Origin of the sequence: Desulfofarcimen acetoxidans DSM 771 (assembly GCF_000024205.1) — a bacterium.
Lineage (GTDB): Bacteria > Bacillota > Desulfotomaculia > Desulfotomaculales > Desulfofarciminaceae > Desulfofarcimen > Desulfofarcimen acetoxidans.
Genome location: NC_013216.1, coordinates 1,319,095 through 1,340,872, shown reverse-complemented (window position 1 = coordinate 1,340,872; position 21,778 = coordinate 1,319,095). Strand labels below are relative to the sequence as shown.

At 39.2% G+C, this 21,778-nt stretch carries 22 protein-coding genes and 1 tRNA gene; 6 read left to right on the top strand and 17 right to left on the bottom strand.

Annotation, left to right across the window (positions count from 1 at the left end; all coding sequences use genetic code 11):
* Positions 1–16: 16 nt before the first annotated feature.
* From DTOX_RS06415 to DTOX_RS06390, 6 genes are all read right to left on the bottom strand, one after another.
* A complete protein-coding gene (locus tag DTOX_RS06415; protein WP_042315483.1) occupies positions 17–415 on the bottom strand; it encodes a hypothetical protein in 399 nt (132 codons plus the stop codon).
* Between the two features lie 675 nt (positions 416–1,090).
* On the bottom strand, positions 1,091–1,408 hold the full coding sequence (locus DTOX_RS25260) for a Druantia anti-phage system protein DruA (protein WP_052292912.1): 318 nt from the start codon (positions 1,406–1,408) through the stop codon (positions 1,091–1,093).
* Positions 1,409–1,452: 44 nt separating this feature from the next.
* Positions 1,453–2,814, bottom strand: a complete 1,362-nt coding sequence (locus DTOX_RS06405) for a DNA-processing protein DprA (protein ID WP_015756916.1) — start codon at positions 2,812–2,814, stop codon at positions 1,453–1,455.
* A complete protein-coding gene (locus DTOX_RS06400) occupies positions 2,814–5,084 on the bottom strand; it encodes a RecQ family ATP-dependent DNA helicase (protein WP_015756915.1) in 2,271 nt (756 codons plus the stop codon). Before DTOX_RS06400 ends, DTOX_RS06405 begins: the two co-directional genes overlap by 1 nt.
* Before the next feature lie 83 nt (positions 5,085–5,167).
* Positions 5,168–5,599: a nuclear transport factor 2 family protein gene (locus DTOX_RS06395; RefSeq protein ID WP_015756914.1), complete on the bottom strand. Its 432-nt coding sequence runs from the start codon at positions 5,597–5,599 to the stop codon at positions 5,168–5,170.
* A gap of 556 nt (positions 5,600–6,155) precedes the next feature.
* Positions 6,156–6,232: transfer RNA gene (locus DTOX_RS06390), tRNA-Pro, on the bottom strand.
* Positions 6,233–6,557: 325 nt separating this feature from the next.
* Between DTOX_RS06390 and DTOX_RS06385 the strand changes: the two genes are divergently transcribed.
* Positions 6,558–7,526: a PAS domain-containing protein gene (locus tag DTOX_RS06385; RefSeq protein WP_015756913.1), complete on the top strand. Its 969-nt coding sequence runs from the start codon at positions 6,558–6,560 to the stop codon at positions 7,524–7,526.
* 149 nt (positions 7,527–7,675) lie between these two features.
* Positions 7,676–8,911 (top strand): stalk domain-containing protein, encoded by a 1,236-nt coding sequence (locus DTOX_RS21320; RefSeq protein WP_015756912.1) that lies wholly within the window; start codon positions 7,676–7,678, stop codon positions 8,909–8,911.
* 30 nt (positions 8,912–8,941) lie between these two features.
* Here DTOX_RS21320 and DTOX_RS06375 read toward each other — a convergent pair whose 3' ends face one another.
* Entirely contained in the window at positions 8,942–9,847 is a 906-nt protein-coding gene (locus tag DTOX_RS06375; protein ID WP_015756911.1) for an SDR family oxidoreductase, read from the bottom strand.
* A 199-nt stretch (positions 9,848–10,046) separates the two neighbouring features.
* Between DTOX_RS06375 and DTOX_RS06370 the strand changes: the two genes are divergently transcribed.
* Positions 10,047–11,240: a pyridoxal phosphate-dependent aminotransferase gene (locus DTOX_RS06370; RefSeq protein WP_015756910.1), complete on the top strand. Its 1,194-nt coding sequence runs from the start codon at positions 10,047–10,049 to the stop codon at positions 11,238–11,240.
* Between the two features lie 26 nt (positions 11,241–11,266).
* On the opposite strand, the gene DTOX_RS06365 is transcribed toward DTOX_RS06370, so the two are convergent.
* The gene (locus tag DTOX_RS06365; RefSeq protein ID WP_015756909.1) at positions 11,267–11,596 is read right to left on the bottom strand and encodes a hypothetical protein; all 330 of its coding nucleotides are present in this window, start codon (positions 11,594–11,596) and stop codon (positions 11,267–11,269) included.
* A gap of 165 nt (positions 11,597–11,761) precedes the next feature.
* Between DTOX_RS06365 and DTOX_RS06360 the strand changes: the two genes are divergently transcribed.
* Entirely contained in the window at positions 11,762–11,938 is a 177-nt protein-coding gene (locus DTOX_RS06360) for a spore protein (protein ID WP_015756908.1), read from the top strand.
* Positions 11,939–12,060: 122 nt separating this feature from the next.
* Positions 12,061–12,294 carry a hypothetical protein gene (locus DTOX_RS06355; protein WP_015756907.1) on the top strand — a complete coding sequence of 78 codons (234 nt, stop codon included), beginning with the start codon at positions 12,061–12,063 and terminating at the stop codon, positions 12,292–12,294.
* 39 nt (positions 12,295–12,333) lie between these two features.
* Here DTOX_RS06355 and DTOX_RS06350 read toward each other — a convergent pair whose 3' ends face one another.
* The 4 genes from DTOX_RS06350 to DTOX_RS06335 form a co-directional block, all read right to left on the bottom strand.
* Entirely contained in the window at positions 12,334–13,872 is a 1,539-nt protein-coding gene (locus DTOX_RS06350; RefSeq protein WP_015756906.1) for a DUF445 family protein, read from the bottom strand.
* A gap of 19 nt (positions 13,873–13,891) precedes the next feature.
* Positions 13,892–14,350 carry a restriction endonuclease gene (locus DTOX_RS06345; RefSeq protein WP_015756905.1) on the bottom strand — a complete coding sequence of 153 codons (459 nt, stop codon included), beginning with the start codon at positions 14,348–14,350 and terminating at the stop codon, positions 13,892–13,894.
* A 47-nt stretch (positions 14,351–14,397) separates the two neighbouring features.
* Complete coding sequence (locus tag DTOX_RS06340) at positions 14,398–15,609, bottom strand: DegT/DnrJ/EryC1/StrS family aminotransferase (protein ID WP_015756904.1); 1,212 nt, start codon at positions 15,607–15,609, stop codon at positions 14,398–14,400.
* A 101-nt stretch (positions 15,610–15,710) separates the two neighbouring features.
* Positions 15,711–16,367, bottom strand: a complete 657-nt coding sequence (locus tag DTOX_RS06335; RefSeq protein ID WP_042315480.1) for a hypothetical protein — start codon at positions 16,365–16,367, stop codon at positions 15,711–15,713.
* Between the two features lie 169 nt (positions 16,368–16,536).
* On the opposite strand from DTOX_RS06335, the gene DTOX_RS06330 reads away from it, so the two are divergent.
* Positions 16,537–16,857 carry a carbohydrate-binding protein gene (locus DTOX_RS06330; protein WP_015756902.1) on the top strand — a complete coding sequence of 107 codons (321 nt, stop codon included), beginning with the start codon at positions 16,537–16,539 and terminating at the stop codon, positions 16,855–16,857.
* A gap of 157 nt (positions 16,858–17,014) precedes the next feature.
* Here DTOX_RS06330 and DTOX_RS06325 read toward each other — a convergent pair whose 3' ends face one another.
* The 5 genes from DTOX_RS06325 to DTOX_RS06305 form a co-directional block, all read right to left on the bottom strand.
* A complete protein-coding gene (locus DTOX_RS06325) occupies positions 17,015–17,983 on the bottom strand; it encodes a restriction endonuclease (protein ID WP_015756901.1) in 969 nt (322 codons plus the stop codon).
* A gap of 116 nt (positions 17,984–18,099) precedes the next feature.
* Positions 18,100–18,549: a YndM family protein gene (locus DTOX_RS06320; protein WP_015756900.1), complete on the bottom strand. Its 450-nt coding sequence runs from the start codon at positions 18,547–18,549 to the stop codon at positions 18,100–18,102.
* A 26-nt stretch (positions 18,550–18,575) separates the two neighbouring features.
* Positions 18,576–19,187 (bottom strand): DUF3786 domain-containing protein, encoded by a 612-nt coding sequence (locus tag DTOX_RS06315; RefSeq protein WP_015756899.1) that lies wholly within the window; start codon positions 19,185–19,187, stop codon positions 18,576–18,578.
* 13 nt (positions 19,188–19,200) lie between these two features.
* The gene (locus DTOX_RS06310) at positions 19,201–19,629 is read right to left on the bottom strand and encodes a hypothetical protein (protein WP_015756898.1); all 429 of its coding nucleotides are present in this window, start codon (positions 19,627–19,629) and stop codon (positions 19,201–19,203) included.
* 103 nt (positions 19,630–19,732) lie between these two features.
* Complete coding sequence (locus DTOX_RS06305; protein ID WP_015756897.1) at positions 19,733–21,679, bottom strand: transglycosylase domain-containing protein; 1,947 nt, start codon at positions 21,677–21,679, stop codon at positions 19,733–19,735.
* Positions 21,680–21,778 lie beyond the last annotated feature (99 nt).

Below are 21,778 nucleotides of genomic sequence, written 5' to 3'. Positions count from 1 at the left end.
ATAAATAGTGCTATTGTTAACCCCCTATTAAATTAGGGTTCTCGTTTAAAGAAATATCAGGAGAATCCGTAACAAGAAGATTATCATTCATAAAGCTAACAGAAGTTTCGGAAACATTAGGCTCAGCATTAGAAATAATAGGAAAAGCAGCAAGCAAAACTTCAACTTTTTCCAGCATAGCATCATCACTTTCAATAGCTGATTCTAAGAGATCAGATACACCGAAAAGATCAGTTATCTCGGTAGATTCATTCTTTAGAAAATTGGAGACGGCTGTGTTTTTGGTATTTTGCTGAGTACCCCTAAACTTTTTTTGATCAAATTCTTCGTTTTTTGAAAGACAAGCATATATAATTCTCAAAATTTTGTGAGCTAAAGCCACAATAACTTTGTTTTTACCTTTTTTCTCAGCCATTCGAAAATAATAGCCGGAAAAAGGAGTATCTTTTGTATGTAAAGCCGCCCAAGCAGCTTGAACTAAGATGCGGCGAAAATACTGATTAATCTTTGATTTTTACACTTTTTATCATTATATTTTAATATTCTTCATTAATCTAATTATTCCTTCTATTGGTAAATATTTTTATCAAAAAAATTCAAATCATAAAATTTCTCCACAGTCCTCACATATGTATGTTGTATATCCGTTTTCTTCGTCCGTGCATCTAAGCATCTAAAAAGCAAGGGGTCTGGGTGGTTTTTTTTGCGTCTTTAGCGGTAATCCGTAACTTTAGTGGCTCACCCTAATACATATTGATACTACCCTATTTTTACAGTTCGTAAACTTTCTAATATATCATACCAAATAGTTCTCAATAAATATGTCAAAGCATGTCGGATTAAAAAATAAAAACCCTTCCCGAAGGGAGGGCAAGAAGTTAATTTGCTTTTTCAGTTCTGCAGGTTCACTGGTAAATGTCCTTAACAGGTACTATTGAGGTATATGACTTATTGTTACGGCTTCGCCCTTCGGTTAAACCTGCATGAATCCAGTTGGCAGCCTGGTAGCAAGTCCCATGGAAACGGTGCAATTCAACAAAAGTCTCTAACATATAGACGGGATGTCCATATTTTTTTACCCAGTCTGAACTTATACGCCGCAAGATAATCCTAAAATGTGACTGGCCAAGTATAGGACTTTAACCCAGGATAATATCAGAAACCGCGTATTGTTAGTCAGAAATTTGAGGTTTACCTTTCTTGCATCTTCACTCCAACCGATAAAAATATCCCGGGAGGCACAATACCATGCTGCAGAACCAAAAAGAAAACAACATAAAGTGTAGAAATCATGCAATATATCTACCGGCCGGCCGTCAATGACAGTCGAAGAAGTCTTGTGTGAAAGGCACCAATTATATGAGACTAAGCCCTTGTTTTCCGGTGAAATAATACCTATCTTAGTCATGTTATCTTCCCACGGCACAACAGCTTAAGCAATTTTAAACCGAATCACTCACAAGACTCAAAAACCACCGCCTGCTCAATATTACCAACTGGCAGTCTCTCCTGCCCACTTGGACCATAAGAAGCCACCACATAACGGACAGGTTTTATAAGCCTCTTCACCTTTTGCTCATCTACAGCTCTTTTCAGCCAATCCTGAATCTGCACAGACCGGACATTAAACATTTCTGCCAGCTCTTTTTCAGTTTTCTGACTTTTTTCTAATACCTTTTCAATGTACGGCCAAACTACTGTAAATAAATCATTACCTGCGAAAAGTTGTTCTGGATTATCCAATATCTGGTGAGACACAGTTGAGTCATCAAATCTAAAAGCCAATTGGTGATCCTTCTTAGGCGAGCTTATGTTATTTTCATTTCTTTTGCTACTTTCATAGTTAACTATTACCTGAATGTTATCGCTCAACCAATTACGTAGTATAACAGCCTCATCTGCCAGGACTTCCGAGTCAAAGGCAATTGCGCCCTTCTCCAGCAAACGATTATTACCCGCAGGAACCTGTCCCCCTACACGAACAAACAGCGGAACCCAGCCTGCTTTCAAGTTTTCCGTTGCCCCAGTCCATGTCCCGCCTTTATTTTCCTCAGAAGATACAACCACAGCATAGTGGGAGAGAGCATATATATATTTATTTCTGTCCATAGCATTATAAACATTAAAAGGTGCTTTGGGGTGAGTTGACGACAGCAGTAAAAGCCGCCCGGCAACAATAGCTTCTCTGTTTTCCCTCTGTCTGATACTTGTTTCCATACTGTTAGAAAGAACAGAAATAACTTTGCCTCCCGAGCGAAGGGCTGAATTCTGTGCAATCATATCAACCCCACGGGCACCCCCGGAAACCACTGTCAGACCTTCTGTAACACATCGCCCGGCCAGTTTCTCTGCAAAGTAAGAACCAATCTCATCAACATTTCGCGAACCTACAATAGCAACACCTTCAGATTGAAAAAGTGACGCATCACCTGCCCCGAACAGTACTACAGGTGATTTCTGCCTCAAAACTTTTTTAAGTCGCGCCGGGTAACTTGCCTCTGCTCTTGTTGTCACCCATATTCCCAGACTGCTCAGTCTTTCTAATTCAATTCCCAGTTGCCCGCCCTCTGTTAGCAAATTTTGTATGCGTTGTATGTTTTCGGGAGTTAAATTAAGACATTCCCGCCACTCTTCAGGAGTCGTGTAAAAAAAGGCACCTGGTCTTTTCATTACCGATTCAATTATCTTATGGGAAAGACTGTCCCATTCTTTTAGTGTAAATGGTTTAAAGAAACTTCCCGTTTTACCGTAAGTCGCTAGGTTAGAGCACAGCAGCAATATAGCCAGACTGTCTTCGGAAAGATTATTTTTCATTATTCTATGTCACCTCCGCCAGCAGTATTGGCAATGGCGAACGGGTATACAAGCCCGCTGCCACTCTTACTCAACAACATCCCACAAACAGTAAATGTCCAACGGGAATCTACCATGTCATCTATTAGCAAAACCGGGCCTTCAGGGCAACCGAACTGAATTTCAAAGCAATCTATTACATTATCAGCTTGAAGAAAACTGTTTTTCATAGTTTTTTGCTGAGGAGTACTTTTTACCTTAACCAAAACCGGATTAAACGGAATTCCAAGCTTTTCAGCCACTTTCTTGGCAAAATCAGGTACAAGGTTAGGGTGACGCAGCGAAGGAACTGCAGTTACCCAGACCGGGAACGGGTAAGGGTTCCATTGATTCTTTATGAGGTCAACAGCTGCAAAAACAAGCTCATCACGAAAATAACCTTGCTCATATTTATCCTCCCTGACCAAACGCCCCCAACCTGCATCACCATACATACAAAGTGAATACCCTTCCTGGTTACGATGCTCACCAGATATTTTTCCCTTCATATCGCCGACTCCCCCAGGCGGCCATTGTTTTCTTGGCTCAATCACCAGGAAATTCCCACGCAAAAACTGAGTCGCTTCCAAAATATTTTCTATACCTACCTGCTCAGAGAAAAATCCTTCCCCACAACAGTTTTTACACCGCCCGCAATTACCGGCATACGGATCACCTAATTCTAAAGATACAAATTTCATAAGGCACATATCGGTATTAACATAATCCTGCATTCTGCGCAGTTCATGCTTTCTCTGTGCCGTTACTTGCTCACTTCTGGCAATATCAGGCTGCCACGGGTTTAAGGTTCTACTGTAAACTGTGCCATTCTTAGAAATAGCCTCATCAATTTGTAACATTTTTAAACATTTCTCAAGCCTGATTTGAGAAATATTTAATAAAAGCATTATCTCAGAAGCTTTTAATCCCCTTTGTGAACTGTTCAAAACCCGAACTACACGATCCATTTCATCTGCACCGGGAAATGCAGTATTTATAAAATAGTCTTGAATCTCATCATCTTCACGGCCATTCAAAAGAATAGCATAAGCATTGTCAAGCGCCCGACCTGCACGGCCAATTTGCTGGTAATATGCAACTATTGAACCGGGTCGCTGGTAGTGGACAACAAAACCCAAATCGGGCTTATCAAATCCCATACCTAATGCAACCGTCGCTACAAGAGCTTTAATTTCATTATCAAGAAGTTTCTGCTCTCTTTCTTTTCGCAGATCGTTTCCCAATTTTCCATGGTACTCAAGAGCGTTAATTCCTTTCTCTTGCAGCCATCTGGCTACTCTATCGCAATCAGCAACCGTTAAACAGTAAATTATTCCGGAACCGTTCATCTTCGGAATATTTGCGACAAGCCAGGCTAATCTTTCGGACTGATCTGCCAATCGTATGGTTTGTAATCTCAAAGAATCCCTTTTTAATGGACCTCTAAATATGCTAAGATTTTGCCCAAGTTGTTCTTTAATATCATTAACTACACGATCATTAGCTGTAGCGGTAGTAGCAATTACAGGAACATTCGATGGCAAATTATTGACAATCCGGACAATTCTCCGGTAATCTGGACGAAAATCATGCCCCCAGTCAGAAATACAGTGAGCTTCATCAACCACAAAAATACCAATTCCGCTACTAATTAAGGGCAAAACTTGATCTAAAAAATAAAAATTGGCCAGGCGCTCCGGCGAAACAAGTAGCACATCACATTCACCCCGTACCAAAGTACTTTTCACATGCTCCCAGTCTTCTTCGTTTTGGCTGTTTATTGATTCGGCTCTAATACCGATACGAGCAGCATTTTCTATTTGATTCCGCATTAAGGAAAGCAATGGACTAATCAAAATTGTTGGGCCTGCACCCTGATCTCTCAATAATTTTGTTGCGATAAAATAAACAATACTCTTCCCCCAACCTGTGCGCTGGACAACCAATGTGCGTTTCCTATTAATAATTGATTCTATTGCTTCCCACTGGCCTTCCCTGAAAACTACTCCAGCACCCAGCATAGCTTTCAACAGTCTCACTGCTCGTTCTCTCATAGATTTGTCCCCCAAGCAGGTCAATTTCCAATAATATAAATATTTCGCCGGTAACAAAAATTTTCCTCTATGGGTGACAAATAAAGCTAAAGTACTGTTGACTATATTTACACTTCGGATAGAGATCACGACTACAATTAAAAGCAGCAGCCACAATACCCCGCTGGCCAGCCAGCGGTATAATAATCGACGGTTCATAAAAACCTCCTTTACACCAACATTACATTTCTAAACACATTTCTCAAAATAAATATTTGATTGCATTTGTTCACTTTGCAGTATTACTGTATTACATAGCCGCGTGAAGTAAGCCTCAGTTTCCATATATCATCTTCTTTGCTCATAGGCATTTCAGAATCGTAAGTTGTCTCCTTTCCATCAGGTTTAGCTGTTATTTTAACCTTTGCTACAGCTTTGGTGACGTCTATTTGTTCTGATATAACTTTTACGCTTGTCCACCTACTGATGCTATCAGGGTTTCCCCCCTTAGACATTAAAGTCAGAAAGGATGGTATATCTGTTTGGTACTCAACTGCCGTCTGTGAAGATACATACTGGGCCGCTTGTGTATAGTTACCTTCTTGTATTTTTCCCCAAAACAATAAAAAGGTTTGACCGGGACTGTTTGAGGAAGAATTATTACAACCGGCTAAACAAATTATTAAACAAGCAGCAAAAAATATAATGCTCCTGGTTTTAAAAATAATTACCAACCCCTGTCTGTTTGTTTTTGCATTCCTACAACATCACCTCCGAATTTTAAAATTAAGATTGATGAAATTCCCTTATGACAATATTTTTTGTTGGATAAATTCATCAAAAAATTTTTTGACTCATTGTTTTTTAAAACCTTAAACACCTGTGATAAATCCAACTCCCTAAAGTAAAAAATTAATATTTACAATTAAGACACTATTATTTTGGTTTATTTGACATAAATATATATTAAATTCCACCCGCCTATAGATATATACCTAATTCAAGTTATTTTTTATGTTTCACTTCAACAAAATTAGATAAAAATAAATTAAATATTTTAAACCTTTATATAAGAAAAAAAGCCAGTTACAATTTAAGTAACCGGCAAACGAGTTATATTATTCAGAATAAACTTCTTGTCTGCATTTTTGTCTGCACCCTGTCTGCATGCTGTCTGCATAGTTCCGGTAACCAACGAAAATCAAGGGATACGCATGGAGCTATATAAACTGTCTCAAAAAATCAAGAAACCCGTGAGCCCTTGTATTTCAAGGATTCACGGGTTTTAACTGGTCGGGGCGACACGATTTGAACGTGCGACCTCTCGGTCCCGAACCGAACGCTCTACCAAGCTGAGCCACGCCCCGATATAAAATTAATCTTGACTGACAAAATATATTATGCAACATTAGATATAAAAAGTCAAGAATAAATGTTATACAAAACAGAATATAAAAAAGCCCACCGGTTAGGGTGGGTTATGAGGGAGATAGAAAAGATGAGGAGGCCAGATTGATTGCTTACACAATTATTTTCCCCACTTCAAATGCATATATGTATATAGCTTGAATTATTTTATTAAGAAATATTAGTTTTAGCAGGTATTTTATTAAAACTTGCCGAAAAGACTTTAATTATAATGATAATTTTGTGAAATAATTTATGATATAGCTGGTAAGGTGGTATTTATTTATGACAGAAGATCATTCATATAAAAAGAGTCAAAAGATTCTCCCGATAAGAGAAGGTATTTCTATAAATCAAACCATTGATACAATGAAACCCTTTTTAAACTCACCTTCAACTTCATTTAAGCTTCAGAAGAAAAAGGTCACTAGCTGTAAGGAATTATACAGCAGGAAAAACAACTCCAGAGCGCTAGTAACCGTTACCTCATCTTTTATTAATTTGCTGGAACAAACTTTAATAAACCAGTCCTACGCCATTTTTTTAATTGATAAAGAAGGATATATTCTTGAATTTCGCGGTGATCCCGATACAAAGCGTATTTATCAGAATAATGAGTTAAATATTAGCTTAAGTAACCAGACTGATGTTTCCACGCCTTTTAACATGTCTGCCAACAATGCTCAAGGACCTGTTTTTGTAGATGAATTAGAACATTACACAATCAATATTGATGGCGGTTGGGTTTGTTGCGGGGTTCCAATTAGAGACGCTGATCAAAAATTAATCGGGTTGTTAGAAGTTGTTGTTCCCAATGACGCTGTACCTCCCCATATTCTAGCCGTTCTCCTGGGCATTTGCAGAACAGTTGAGTATGAATTTTCAAAGCTTAAGAAATCAAAAAATAGAGTCTTTAAATTAAAAAAACCGGAAAGCCTGGTTTTAAATAATATGCAGCAAGCTGTCCTGGCGTTGGATAAAGATCTCACTATAATATACATTAATAAATTCGGACTGGAAATGACCGGGTTAGCGGAAGAAGAAGTGTTGGAAAATTCTCTTTTCAGAATTTTCCCCTTTGACTCGGCTGCCAAAAGCCTGCTAGTTTCAATGCTGGCAGGAGAGCAGGAAAATATCCAGCATAAAGCAAGTATCCTTCTGAGACAGGAAATAACAGATGTTTTTCTCCAATTAAACCAACTACTAAACGAAAAGGGAAATTTTATTGGTTTGGTATTGACAATAAGCTATTAAATCTAACACCGTTATGAGTCCATAATGGTGTTTATATTTCACCGCAAATTCTGATGTGATTTCCTGGAGTATAAAAAATTTATCTGGTATTAAAAAATGTTCTTACTAATACTAATTACTAAAACCATAATTGGAGGGATCTTATTGAGATGGTGCGCATAATTGTCTTAACGTTATTTTTTTTTCTAGGGGGGATATTAGGAACCGGTTTCTGCGAGGCTGCTGTAAATACAAAGATAATCATAAATAAGCAAAATAATAAATTAGCTTTTTATCAAAATAATCAATTAGTTAAAATTTTTCCGGTGGCTACAGGAAGAGAACCTTCTTACACTCCTGAGGGGTCATTCAAGATAATAAACAAAATAATCAATCCTTATTATATCAAACTAAAAATTGACGGTGGCGCACCTGACAATCCTCTGGGTAACAGGTGGATGGGACTTAATGCGGGTGGCGGCACTTATGGCATTCACGGTAACAGCAATCCCGCTTCCATTGGCACCTATGCTTCCGGTGGCTGTATCAGGATGAGTAATAACGATGTAATCTGGTTATACGAACGTATACCAATTGGTACTCCGGTGGAAATTATTAATTACTCTATGGATTTTGACAACAATCTATTAGATGGGGAACGACGGGATATTATAGTTAAACTAAACGGGGAAGAAGTTAAGTTACCCAGAGGGGCAGGACCACTTATTCGCAGTGAGCAAGTATTTTTACCGATTACTGTACTGGCTGAGCAGCTTGGCTTCCAAATCCAGTGGGACGGACCTAACAGCACGCTGGTGCTGGTAAACCAGACAAAGCAATTATTCTTTATAGTAGACAGCAAAACTTACAGTCTGAACCTGGTCAAAAGAGAAGCTCAATTTGCACCGTTAATCCATAATTCCTACATTTACCTGCCCCTGTACTTCTTTGAAGACTTGCTGGGTGCAAAAATCAACTGGGATAAAATAAATGAAGGTATAGCCTGGCTTGAAACAGACAACCTCACTAATGTTGGCAAACCGGTTCCTTACCCCATAGGTATTAACGTAGGTACGAAAAATGTTGCCCTAAATGACAAACAGACACCGCTTTTATTTGGCAAGCATATTCTAGTTCCCGTTATTGCTTTAGAAAACCTGCTGGGCTTAGAGTTGAGTTGGGATGAAAGCAGAGTTGCCGTGAAAATAAAACATAATGAAGACATTCTAATACTACCTATTGAAAGCAACAACGGCTCATTAAACGAAAATGACTTTACCATTTATCCCCAGATAGTATTTAATAACGGTATCGCCTTTGTTTCTGTCGATGATTTGGCGAGAGCCTTCAATTTAACATCATCTTTTGATTATAATACAGGCATTCTAACTATCAACCCTCAGTAAAAGATTTTATCAAAAACAAAACCCACAACCTTAGCGGTTTGTGGGTTTTGTTTTGGGCAGGTATTTTATACCCTCCCTTAACTGCACCGGCTGAAAGCCAAAATACTTCTCAACGGCATCTGGATCGGTTACATTACTCAATTTCATTTGTTTTAATTCCACCGGTGTTACCGGAGGATCTTTTAAAAAGCATTGAATTATCGGTACAACAATTTGTAAAATTATTGTTGGTATATAAACTTTAATACGTTTTAATTCAAGATGTTCCAGCAGTATGTCAAGTATCTGCCGGTAATTTAAATGCTCCGGCCCACCGATTTCATATACCTTTTTCCAGTAAACATCGTTAATCAAGGCTTTTATGATACAATTAACTAAGTCATGAACGGATATTGGCTGAAACAAGGTTTTCCCACGGCCAGGAACAGGCACCCAGGGAGGTGTCATATTCACAGACTGCAGCATACGATCCATAAAACCGAAACCCTCTCCATATATAACCGAGGGTCTCAAGATAACCCAATTTAGTTTGCTGTTTTTAACAAATTCCTCACCCTGCCACTTTGAATATGCGTATTTGTATACCGGATTATCACAGGCTCCCAGGGCACTCAAATGCAAAAATTGACTAACCCCGCTATTCTCAGCTGCCTCGACCAAATTTCTGGTTCCCTCAACATTAATTAGCTCAAAGGTATCCTCACCAATCTCTCTAATTACGGCAATCAGGTGAATAACCGCTGAAACGTTCTGACAGGCCTCTATAAGAGATTTTTTGTCATTAACATTACCCACTACTATATCAACAGGATCGGGTAATAAGTTAACAGCAGCATCAGTTGAACGGACCAAGCAACGAATCTTACATCCCCTGTCTAATAAAGCTTTTACAACATGACGTCCGACAAAACCTCCGGCCCCTGTTACCAAAATCAAAGCATTCCCCCCTTTATATATGGTCGGGGTGAAGTAATAAATCTCTTAATAACACAGTATAACATGCCTGCCGGACTATTACCAGTAATTTGCAAATAAAATAGCACTCTTTTTTATAAATCGTTTTAGGGTTTTCAATTACTGCTATATAGTGTAATATACCATTAAACGAGTTTAGAAGAAAAGGAGTGTATCTCAGGTGGCTATTTCTCAAAAGATAGAAAAATTTCTTGCCAATGCTTCTTTTATCAGGAAAATGTTTGAGGAAGGTGAACAGCTTCGTAAAATACACGGGTCTGATAAAGTCTATGATTTTACCCTGGGCAATCCGGTAAATGAACCACCGAAAATTTTCAAGGAAGAGTTGAAAAAACTTGCCCTGGAACCGGTTCCGGGGATGCACAGGTATATGAGCAACGCCGGTTACATGGAAACCCGTCAGGCTGTGGCGCAGCTGCTCGCTGAACAGTCAGGACTGGATTTCAACGAAAAGCATGTAGTGATGACCTGCGGTGCCGGAGGGGCTTTGAATGTTGTCTTAAAAACCCTTCTGGATCCTGGCGATGAGGTAATAATTCTGAACCCTTTTTTTGTAGAGTATAAATTTTATATTGACAACCATGGCGGGGTATTCAAAGAAGTGGCAACCAAAGAAGACTTTACGCTGGATCTCAACGCGATCGACCAGGCTATATCCGAAAAAACCAAAGCCATTATTTTAAACTCTCCTAATAATCCCACCGGGGTTATTTACAGTGCTCAATCATTAGACAGCCTGGAACAGGTTCTCAGTAAAAAAAGAAAACAATACGGGCATGATACTTTCGTTATTTCTGATGAACCTTATGCCAAAATAGTTTATGACGGTAACCAAGTACCAAGTATTTTTAAACATATTACCAACAGCATCGCTGTAACCTCACACAGTAAAGACCTGGCTTTACCAGGCGAACGTATAGGTTATCTGGCAATAAATCCTCTTATCGATAATATTGATTTATTAATTGACGGCTTGATTTTTTGCAATCGCACACTGGGCTTTGTCAATGCACCCGCTCTTATGCAGCGTTTGGTTACTCACTTGCAGCGGGAGAGTGTAGATATTGAAGAATATAAAGAGAAGAGAGACTTGTTGTATAACCATCTGACAGCGCTTGGTTTTGAAATGGTTAAACCACAGGGGGCCTTTTACCTTTTTCCTAAAAACCCAATTGGCGATGATATGAAGTTTCTTGAGACAGCAAAAAAATTCAATATTCTGTTGGTACCAGGCGGTGGCTTTGGCTGCCCGGGCTACTTTCGTTTAGCTTATTGTATTGACAAACAAACTATTATTAACTCGCTGCCGGCTTTTGAATCTCTGGCCAGGGAATTGGGCATGGCTGTAAAATAAAAAAGGAGGGATTTATCCCTCCTTTTTTATGTGTCCTCTTTTGTGTAATCGCCTGTATCTTGCCACTCAGATAACTCCGGAGATGTTTCCTTTTGTTCAGTATTTTGGTAGTTATCATAAGCTAGAACATCTTTTTGGTATTCCTGGGCAGGATAGTCATTTTTTTTTTGCTGATTCATATTAATACTCATATTTTTATGAAATTCTGCTGTACTGGCATGAAGATTATTTAGACTGGTTTTCAACCCACCTACCGATTCACGCATAGCTTTGACAAAAACGCTCAGTGTTTCCAAATCATTTTCTATTCTGGGGTTCTGGCAGCACAAAAGCAACAGAATACTCCTTAACGGCACTCCGGTTCAACTCCTTTCCAGCCAAAAATAACTAAAATATAAATATAATTTTTATATCAGGTTACGCAGTTTTAACAGGTTTTGTGACAAATATAAGGAATAGAATAATGACAAGATAGGAAAACCTATATATGCAGCTATTATTCTGCAAAGGAGGAAGGCTAAGTGAGTAGACGTCAAGGTATTATGTCCGATAGGCTTAAACTCGAGTTAGCCGAAGAACTGGGTGTTGCCGATGTGGTCAGCAGGGAAGGTTTTGGCGGGGTTTCTTCCAGAAACTGTGGCAACCTTGTGCGACTTGCCATTGAACGGGCTGAGCGGCAAACTATGCAGAATAATTAGCTGTACTGGATGTACCTTTTGGTACATCCTTTTAATTTGCAGGGATAACCTTTTTATTTTCCTTGTTTGTCAGCGAAAATCTGATTATAATAGAATAAACTCTTAGACAGGACGGTGCTAATATGGCTCATCAGTTGCCCACTCGATTTGAGGACGCGGTAGAAGGCTTTGGAGAAACCAGCAACAACTTACCTAATACTTTTTGGAAAGTAAAATCTATTAGTTTTGAAGAATGGCTGGCAGTTTACAGTGTCAAGGGAGTTGGTGAAGAAAAGCTGTTTCCCACTCTGCCGGACGCAGAAAGATGGGTTAAGGAAATGGCTTACAACAAAGCCTTCTCTTTAGGAGGGTTCTAAACTGCAAAACTGACCTGTTTGGTCGGTTTTGCAGCTTTTTTATTTAACAAGAGATTGCAGAAAAGGGGTGGCTAAACCGATGATTAAGCCCAGCAGGCCTCCAAACCAGGTTATATAAGACAGTTCCTTACTGGTTATGCCCAGCAGAACATTTTCAATTTCGCTGACATCCAACCCTTCCACGCTTCTTACAATGGTGCTTTTAATATCTATTGTTTTTAATATTAATGGCGAATATTTAGGTATCAGACTCTGACTGTTTTTGACCAGGTATTCGCTTAACTCAAAAATTTCTTTATTTTTAGCACCGGCAGTCAGTTCACAGATTTTTTTGGTCAAAAAATTATCCACCGCTGACTGCACTGTCCTGTTCACAGCTATCTGAAATTCCGGTTTATTTAGCAAGCCATATACTAAGTTAGTCAAAGTACTGTCAATAATGCCATTTTGGGGGAGGCTGTCTCCCAACAACTCATTCCAGGTAAGATTTTTACAGCCCATCAGATAGTTTTCAGCAAAAGAAAAGGCGCTGTCTATTTCTCTTTCTCCCAGCAGTTGTTCATATATTACATTCACCCATTCCTGTCTGGTAGCTTGCTGATCGAGGTGAAGTTCTTTTACTATCTCGCTTATTTTTTTGTCAAGTGCTGAATTAAGCATGTCTTGAAGGAAACGCACCAGTTCTTTTTGCAAATTTTCATCCAATAAAAAGTTACCTATAGTTTCGTATATTTTTTCGGCCAATTTGGGTATACTTTTTTTTATAAAACCAGAAAGCATACCTATTATGCCATTATTCAAAAAACCCTCAAAGAACTTTTCCAGTCTCTGAGTTATGATTGATTTTACTTCCGGTGATTCTAAATACTTTGTAAAAATCCCGATGATTTCCGGCCCCTGCCTGGAAATTTGATCTTGCAGTTCCTGAATAACTGTTGCAGGTAAGTGACTGCGCAAATTCTCTTCACTGGCAAATAGTTTTATTAATTTCTCTTCAAGATAGCCTTTGATGCTGCTTGCAATATCCGGACCGGATAAAAATTTTTTTACAAAGTTCTTTATGATAAAAACATATTCAGTTACCTTCTCTTCATTGAGGGTTTCTTCAATCTCTTTATCCAGAAAATCACGAACAGCGGTTTGCACGTAAGCAATAAGTGTATCTTGAGTGCTTTTGTCCAGTATCACTGAATAAACCCAGGCTGACAGCTGTCCGGTAAGAATTTTGATGATATTCTCCCCACCAGCGCCGGCAATCATATTACTCACAGTTGCTTCACTTTTCAGCAAAAGGTATATTCTTGTACGGATAAATCTCCTTAAAGCGGTTACTGTTTTCCTATCTAAAAGAGTGCGTGTAATCTGTTCTTCAGTCAAAAGATGAGCACTTACTGCTTCACCAATACTTACCGCAATCCTATCCCTTTCGCCGGGAATCACCCCAGGGGTAAAAGGAACTCTTATGCCAAAAAGTTTTTTTTCTTCCAGAGGACGAAAAAGCATTTTTATGGCTATCCAGTTTGTACTGTAACCGATTACAGCTCCGGTTATTGGACTGATTATATATTGCCAGTTCACTTCTTCACCCCTTCAAATTTCAAGAGTTGGTTTTATTATTATTTTCCATGATGGATGAATTGATTCCCAAAGACACTGACATATCTTGAAGAGCTTTTTCCAGTTCCCCGGTCCCGGGCAGGTTAATTGCGGCAATATTCTTAGCGCTAACTGACAGCAGGTTTTTCCTTGTTTTCTTATTGTCCCATAGTTCTACTTTTTCCAAACGAGCCATCTTCTGAGCTTCACGGGTGAATTTGCTATTTACGGCAATAACCACCCCTGCACATTTGTATTTGACTTTTGCCTGCACTGACTGCTGAACAATTTGATGATCCAACTCAAGAGGACTTGTCCTCCCAAGCAACAAGGTTTTCTGTCCGTTTTTAGCGAGAATCATTAAAACAGTATCAGCGTCCGGCTTCTGTAAAACTTCAACTGTATAATTTTGTTCCCGAAAAAACAGGTAGAGATTTTTTTCCAAAAACCACAGATCCATTGGTTCAGTCTTTCCTTTTAGAAAAAAAATTGGTCACCCCTCCCAAATCACTTAGCATGATAATTAAAAACTTTTTTTACCGCTTTAATTACATCTTCGATATCCTGCTCTTGCATGGCAGGGAATATTGGCAGTGATAGCATATTATTATACACTTCTTCGGCTCTTGGGCAGAGACTTCCTTCCAGGGTACATACGTCAGGATGGCCAAGCCATTTATAATAGGGATGCAGGAAGATGGGCAGGTAGTTTACATCTACCCCGATATTTTCTGCCCTGAGCGCTTGATATATCCCCTGGCGGTCTGTGTTTAAAGCTTCCGGTTTGATTCGTATAATATAATGGTGCCACGCCGATTCTACGCCGGACAATTGTCCAGGCAGCACCAGTCCTGCTAAGCCAGACAATGCTTCATTGTAACAGGAGGCTATTTTCTTTCTGGCAGCCAGGAACCAATCAAGCTTAGCTAACTGACTTAGTCCCAATGCCGCCTGCATTTCAGTTATATTATAGTTAAAACCAAGATCTTGCATTTCATAATGCCAGGGTCCAATCTGTTCTACCAGTGAGGCCTGTTCTCTTACAATGCCCAGGTTGCTGAATATTTTAAGCCATTTATAAGTTTCCTCAGAACCGGTAGTAACCATTCCTCCCTGACCGGTAGACAGGCTCTGGTTCGCATGAAAACTAAAAACGGTCATATTCTCAGCACTGCCTATTTTTTCACCTTTATAGACGGCACCAAGTGCCTGTGTAGCATCTTCAATAACAATCAAATTATTTTTTGCGGCTAATTTATTAACCTCATCCATGTCACAGGGTTGACCGGCAAAATGGACAGGTATAACAGCTTTTGACCGGTAAGATAACTTCTGAGCTAAAATTTTGGTATCCATATTATAGGTAGCCGTATCAATATCTACAAAGGTATGAATAGCCTGCTGGTAAAGAATGCAATTAGAGTTTATTGGGAAGCTCAGAGGAGACGTTAATACTTCTTCCTGGTGCCCGATAGCAGCAGTTCTTAGCGCAATGTGCAAACCGGCACTGCCGCTGGATACTGCTACTGCATATTTGGCCCCTGTATACCTGGCAAAGGACTGCTCAAAGGCCTCTGTCTGCGGGCCTTCTGATAAGATCCCACTTTTCAGAACAGCCGCTGCAGCTTTAATATCCTCCTGATCAATAAATGGCTTGCTTACCGGCAAAAAACTCTCCCTGACCGGCAAACCCCCATCAATAGCAAGTAGTTTTGTCATGCTTACACTTCCTTATCAAAACATTAATACAATGATAATAATACCATAAAGGAGATTCAAGTGGAATTAGCATAAAAAAGTAACCTTCGTACAGTGTAGACTCAATATACCTCTTTTTTACCCAAATAAGTACGATATTTATGCATATCCGTAATTAAACCAGCTATTTTATCAAGGGTTTGCTTCCTGCTGCAATAATCCATGGGTTTTTTACATTCAGCCAGACACCCGTAAAGCACGCTTAATCTCATATGCATTCGCCTGGGCAATAATGCTACGTCGGCTCCTAGTTTATGCCATGCATCAGTATATATTTTTATTTCCGGGTTATCCTGGTTTAAATCCTCTGTTAATTCTAATCTAGCTTTAATTTGCTCTATCATTCGCCGGTTTTTTTTCAGTTCTGCTATCAGTTCATCTATTACAAAAAACTTTCTTTCTATTAGCTCTTGTTGTCTGGTGGAATAATAATACCAAACGGTAACAATTACCCCAAAAAGAGTTAACAAGCCGCTTAGCGCGGCACTGTTAAAATAATAGATAAAATTCTCTTTAACGACATCTTCTCGTAAAATACTTGAAACGGAGGGAAAATAATACTTAAGCCAGGGAGAGCAGGCTAGATATTGCAGCAAATTTCGGTTTATGACCAGAATAAACCAGACAATTAACGGGCTTAAAGGCACTGCAATATACAATAATATTTTTTTAAGCAAATGCAGGCAATACTTGCCAAAAAACCGACTGCTAATCCTCAACCTTCTCACCACACTTGCTGGCTTTATATCTTTAAAAATTATCCCACTATATTACGATTTAATACGAGCCAATTTTTTATGACTTATAATTAATTGAGTTTAGTTGCACACTATATAATGTTTAAATTGTTTTTAAGCTATTACATTTTATACTTCGGAGGTGTGCCGATTGAACAATTTGCAACCCTATACTTACTCTGATCAGATTTACGGTGTACGAGTAAAGCCTATAACTGAAGACGGCAATAAGGTCAGCGTTCTGTACGACGGGCTTCTGGCACGCGCGGGAGCTGAGAAAGTCATTATGCATGCAGGTTTTGGAGATTTAAACAACTGGCGAAATGTTAAAGAAATAGAAATGCTCAAGGGCCAGTCAGGATTTGAAGTATCTCTGGACATGAAGGATAAACAATTAAATTTTTGTTTTAAGGATAATCTCAGCAACTGGGACAACAACAGCGGTAATAACTGGGTTTATAAAATTCAATAAGAAAATAGCCTATAGCGACTTTCGATCAGCCACAGGTACCTATACTACCATGAAAATAAACTCAAAAGTACCATTTTCACTCACATTAAACAATGATTCATCCACAGATCCATAATGAGAAAAATTTCCTGGAGTATAAAAAGGGTAAAGAGCCGGTTTAACCCGGTTCTTTACCCGTATCAATTATATTAATCGCGGTCAATTCGTATCTGCTTTTACCATGCAGAAGGCACATAATGCCTAAAGTTACATTAACTAAAGCGAACAGCAAATAAATTATACTGAAAAAACTTATATTGTTAATTAGATAATACATAAACCCGAGTATGGAAGCCGCAGTAAAATAGCCTGCAGCTTTATGACGGTCACCTATCAACCTGCTGCTTAAGGGTATTAAATCTGCACTTTTTTGTTCCTGGCGTTCCGTTATCAATTGCTCAACAATATGTGGAGCAGGAAAAATCTTATGATTGGCTTTGCGCGCGTATTCGATCAAATTATATCGATCAATAAGAGTAATAGCATAGTCCTTCTTATATTTTTCAGCCGCGGCCCTGCTCTTATTGCCAAAAATACCGTTAGTTACAATAATTCCATTCTTCATACCCAGCTTATCCAAATCATCTACCATTTCATGCAGGCATTGTATTGAAATTTTATTTTCCTGGTCGGTTGTTTTTTCACAACGAACAACTACCGGCAGATTTTTATATTGAGCTGTTAGGTCTATGCCATGAGTTTTCACTTTCGATTTATTAACTTTAACTTTTGAGAAATGGGAGGTATTTTCCAGTATTTCCTGGACTAATTGCTGAAATTCCCCGCTAGTTGCTGTTTCATCAATACTCTGCTGACATTTCTTGCCGGAAAGCCAGATTTTATAGCGGTTAAGTCTATGTTCCAGTTTTATTTGCCTGATCAAACTAAGTAGTTTATATTCTCCCAAAAGTATTATGAAAGTAAGCGCCAATACAGTTAAATCGTAACCCCAAATGCTAAGCATGATTAGGGCTGTGCATATCCAGAGAACGAGCAGAACGCTAACAAACTCAATCTGTCTGGCCAGAGCAGTTTTTTGATTTTCTCTGTAATGGATATAGTTTTTGATATAATTGTCTCTCTTCATAATTATGATACCTCCCTCTATTACAATTATTACCATATTAAATTAAATTTAATCACAGTATGAAGGTTAAAAGTCAGGTTAAATAAATAAAAAACCCCGTATTAAAACGGGATTTCTTATCTTTTCTTGCCACTTCTCGATTTTTTATTTATCTGCTGGCTTTTCTCGTTTTTCGTGTTAACAGCAGTATGAGAAACAATATTTTTATTGTATCCGGGCTGCCGCAGTACAGTCTTAAGGAGGTAATTGTGGAAATATATTTCTCCAAAAACTATGGCCAGAGTTGACAGCAGCATTCCTACCAGGCTGAATCTGGCCCAACCCGTGACGAAAGTTATCTCCCAGTAAACAACCAGGGCAATAATGGCATCCCCTATTAGAGCCGGTATCTTACCCATTCGTGGGAGCAAAATTAAATCAGCACTCAAATAAGTGCCCAGTGTAATAATTGCGGCTGCAATAACAGCTATTTTATAATTCATACCGCTGAAAATCGGTCCCACCAGGCCTATAACAGGGGCAATAAATAAAAATTTTGTAATTAAAGCATTTATATGCTTTTTCATATTTATCTCTCCAATTTTACTAAAGCTTAAGATTCACGATTCCTCATAATTTTCTTCGCCAATTCTATACCTAGAACCCAGAGGGAAGCAGTTGATAGATGCAGAGGGGCTGTTTCATCAAATAAGATATTAGACTTGGCCGGAAATTCATCATCTGCCATCCATAGAGCAACTACCAGAGGTATTTTGGGCAGTGCCTGTATCACTACGGCATGATCCCCTACCTCAATAGGCTCAGCTCCATATTTGCGACTCGCTGAGAAAAACGCTTTAGCATCTTCACCAAACATTTTGGCCAACGGAAACAGAGCATCATTTTTAAAAGGCAGAAGGTGCATCTCACCACCAGGCAGCTGCAAAAAATTAATCCATTTTTCTCTTGCAGGAATACCGCTGCTCTGCGTTAAATATTGCAAAATCAAAGTTTCATCATTATAGTCCAACTTTTCTGCTTTATCCAGCGGCGTAATAATGCCACCATCCTGGTTAACGGAATACTGCATGCCGCAATAGTTTATTTTATATAATCTTGCGTCCTGGTCATACTTAGCTCCGCTCGGTAAAATAATTTCTTCAGGTGTTTTGCTTAAAAACGCATTAAGCGCTTCCTGGTAAGCAGTAATTTTTGGACCTGCCAATAAAATCCCTCCCTTAATGTAAGAAATATAATATAATAGCAGTTATAATGACCATAGCCACTAAAACAAAGCTAAGACCTCCAAAATTAACCAAGGGCTTTAAAGCCCGTCCCTCAATCTCTGAGCGCTGTCGTAAAACCTTGTACACTTCCAGTCTGCCGATAACATCCATCAGCAAACCGTCAATAATAGCTGATTCTCCACCCTTAGCCAGCAAACTATCAACAGTGGCAACTAACCAAAAATGACGATCTTCCTTGTTCAATTGCTCGTATTTCTCTTTTAAAAATATTTTAAACTCTCTTTCTCTCGGCTTGAGAGTTTCGAATAGGATCCGTCTTTCATTACGTCCTAAGGCACTGGGGGTCTTAGATAAAATATCTTCCTGAACCCTGGTAAAATTATATTTTTCACTTAATATACTAATAAACTGCTGGCACAAAATTCCTACCCCCATCAGAATCTATTTAATTCTTTATAATACTTTCGCTAATATGTTTTAAATTTCCTGCTTTTTCTTAAACGAAAAAGTTTATCTACTTACATTACGGCCTGATCTCCGGATTATCAGGTAATTGTATTAAATTATCCTGCAATAAAGAATAGCAGGGTGTTTTCGGTTCAGTTCCCTTGATAAAAGCTGCGTGAATAGCTCTCGGATCACCGGGTGCGGCTAAAAGACCGTCTTCCGGGCAAATATCCGTAAAAACTATTCCATCAGGGACTGTAAATTCATTGGTTTCCTGGCCTTTCAGGCCTTCCCGGATAAAATCCGCCCATATAGGCGCTGCTATTACTCCACCTGTATTGCCTGCTTTTTTATTTTTATCATCATAGCCGGTATAAACAGCTGCCACTATGTCAGGAGTATAGCCAACAAACCAAGCATCCTTAAGATCTTCGGTGGTGCCCGTTTTTCCGGCTGCCGGGCGGTTAATTATACCTGCCACCTGTGGGGCCGTGCCACCGGGATAAAGCACTGATTTCAACATATCGGTAACTATATAGGCGCTCTTCGGATCTATGGCCTGCTCCTGAAAAGGCCTATTGTTTTCTAATACCCGCCCATACCTGTCCGTTACTCTTAAGATAAAAAACGGCTTGGTTTTTATCCCGTTGTTGGCCAACGGCCCATAGGCCCGGGCCATTTCTATAGGCGTCACCTCCGAAGTGCCGAGCACTAAAGATAGATATGAACGCAAGGGACTATCTATACCCATTTTAGCGGCATAAGAGGCTAAAACGGCCGGACCAATCTGATTGTTGAGATTTACAGATACCACATTGTCAGAAATATAAAGGGCTTCTTTGAGAGTCATCGGACGATAATGATAATTGCCGTGATAATCTTTCGGTATATAATTCTCGCCTGTATCTAACCTGTAAACCGTAGGTTCACATTTAATGGTTGTCGCAGCCGTATAGCCGGCATCAATAGCCGCTGCGTAAAGAAAAGGCTTGAAGGCTGAGCCAGGCTGGCTGCGGGCATAAACTCTGTTGTACTGAGAACGGTTAAAATCGCGCCCCCCTACCATAGCCTTGATATAACCGTTATGCGGGTCGAGTGCTACCAGCGCGCATTCCAAATCCGGCGGCGACTTAGCTAAATTAGACTGTACAGCTTTTTCCGCTGAATCCTGCAGTTTCACATCCAGAGTGGTGTAAATTGATAAGCCCTGGGTAAAAATCATTTCCCAGTTTTGCGGGTAATGCTCTTTAAAATAATTAACAACCTCAGCAATAAAATAGGGAGCCTTTTGATTCCATTTTTTTTCTTTTACAGGTATCAAAGGTTCATTCTTAGCTGCCGCAGCCTGCTCAGTACTGATATAATTTAACTCCGCCATGCGATCCAGAACAACAGTCTGTCTTTTTTTAGCAGCATCCCAGTCATTAGCAGGTGAATAATTTTCAGGTGAACGAGGTATACCAGCCAGCATAGCGCCCTCCGCTAAATCTAAATCCTTGGCCGGTGTATCAAAGTAGTACCTGGATGCTGCCTCTATCCCATAGGCACCCTGGCCAAAATATATCGTATTCAAATACATCTGCAATATTTCTTTTTTACTGAAGCTTCTCTCTAATTGAACAGCATAGACCATCTCTTTTAATTTTCGGGAAAAAGTGCGTTCATTACCCAGATACAAATTTTTAGCCAGCTGTTGTGTAATGGTACTGCCGCCTTCCACTACACCGCCTGCTAAGAGATTTCTATACAAAGCTCTTAACATACCCAGAAAATCCAGTCCATGATGTCTATAAAATCTGCTGTCCTCAACAGCAACTATTGCGTCCTGCACGTGCGGGGATATTTCATTCATAGTCACAGGATTTCTGTTTTGCCTGTAAACAGTTGTGATCAGTTGGCCGTTTACATCATATATTTTTGAGGCAACCGGAATTTCAGGTTCCGGCAAAGACTTTAAAACACTACAGCCTGACATAAAAACAAGTGATAAAATAATCAAGATTGCGGAGATCTTTTTCAACATTCTACCTCCAAATGAGTTCTTTACACTATTATTCCCATAATTATGAACAAAATAATTAGAGGCCTTCTCGAAAGAAGGCCCGGTGCTGTATAAATATTT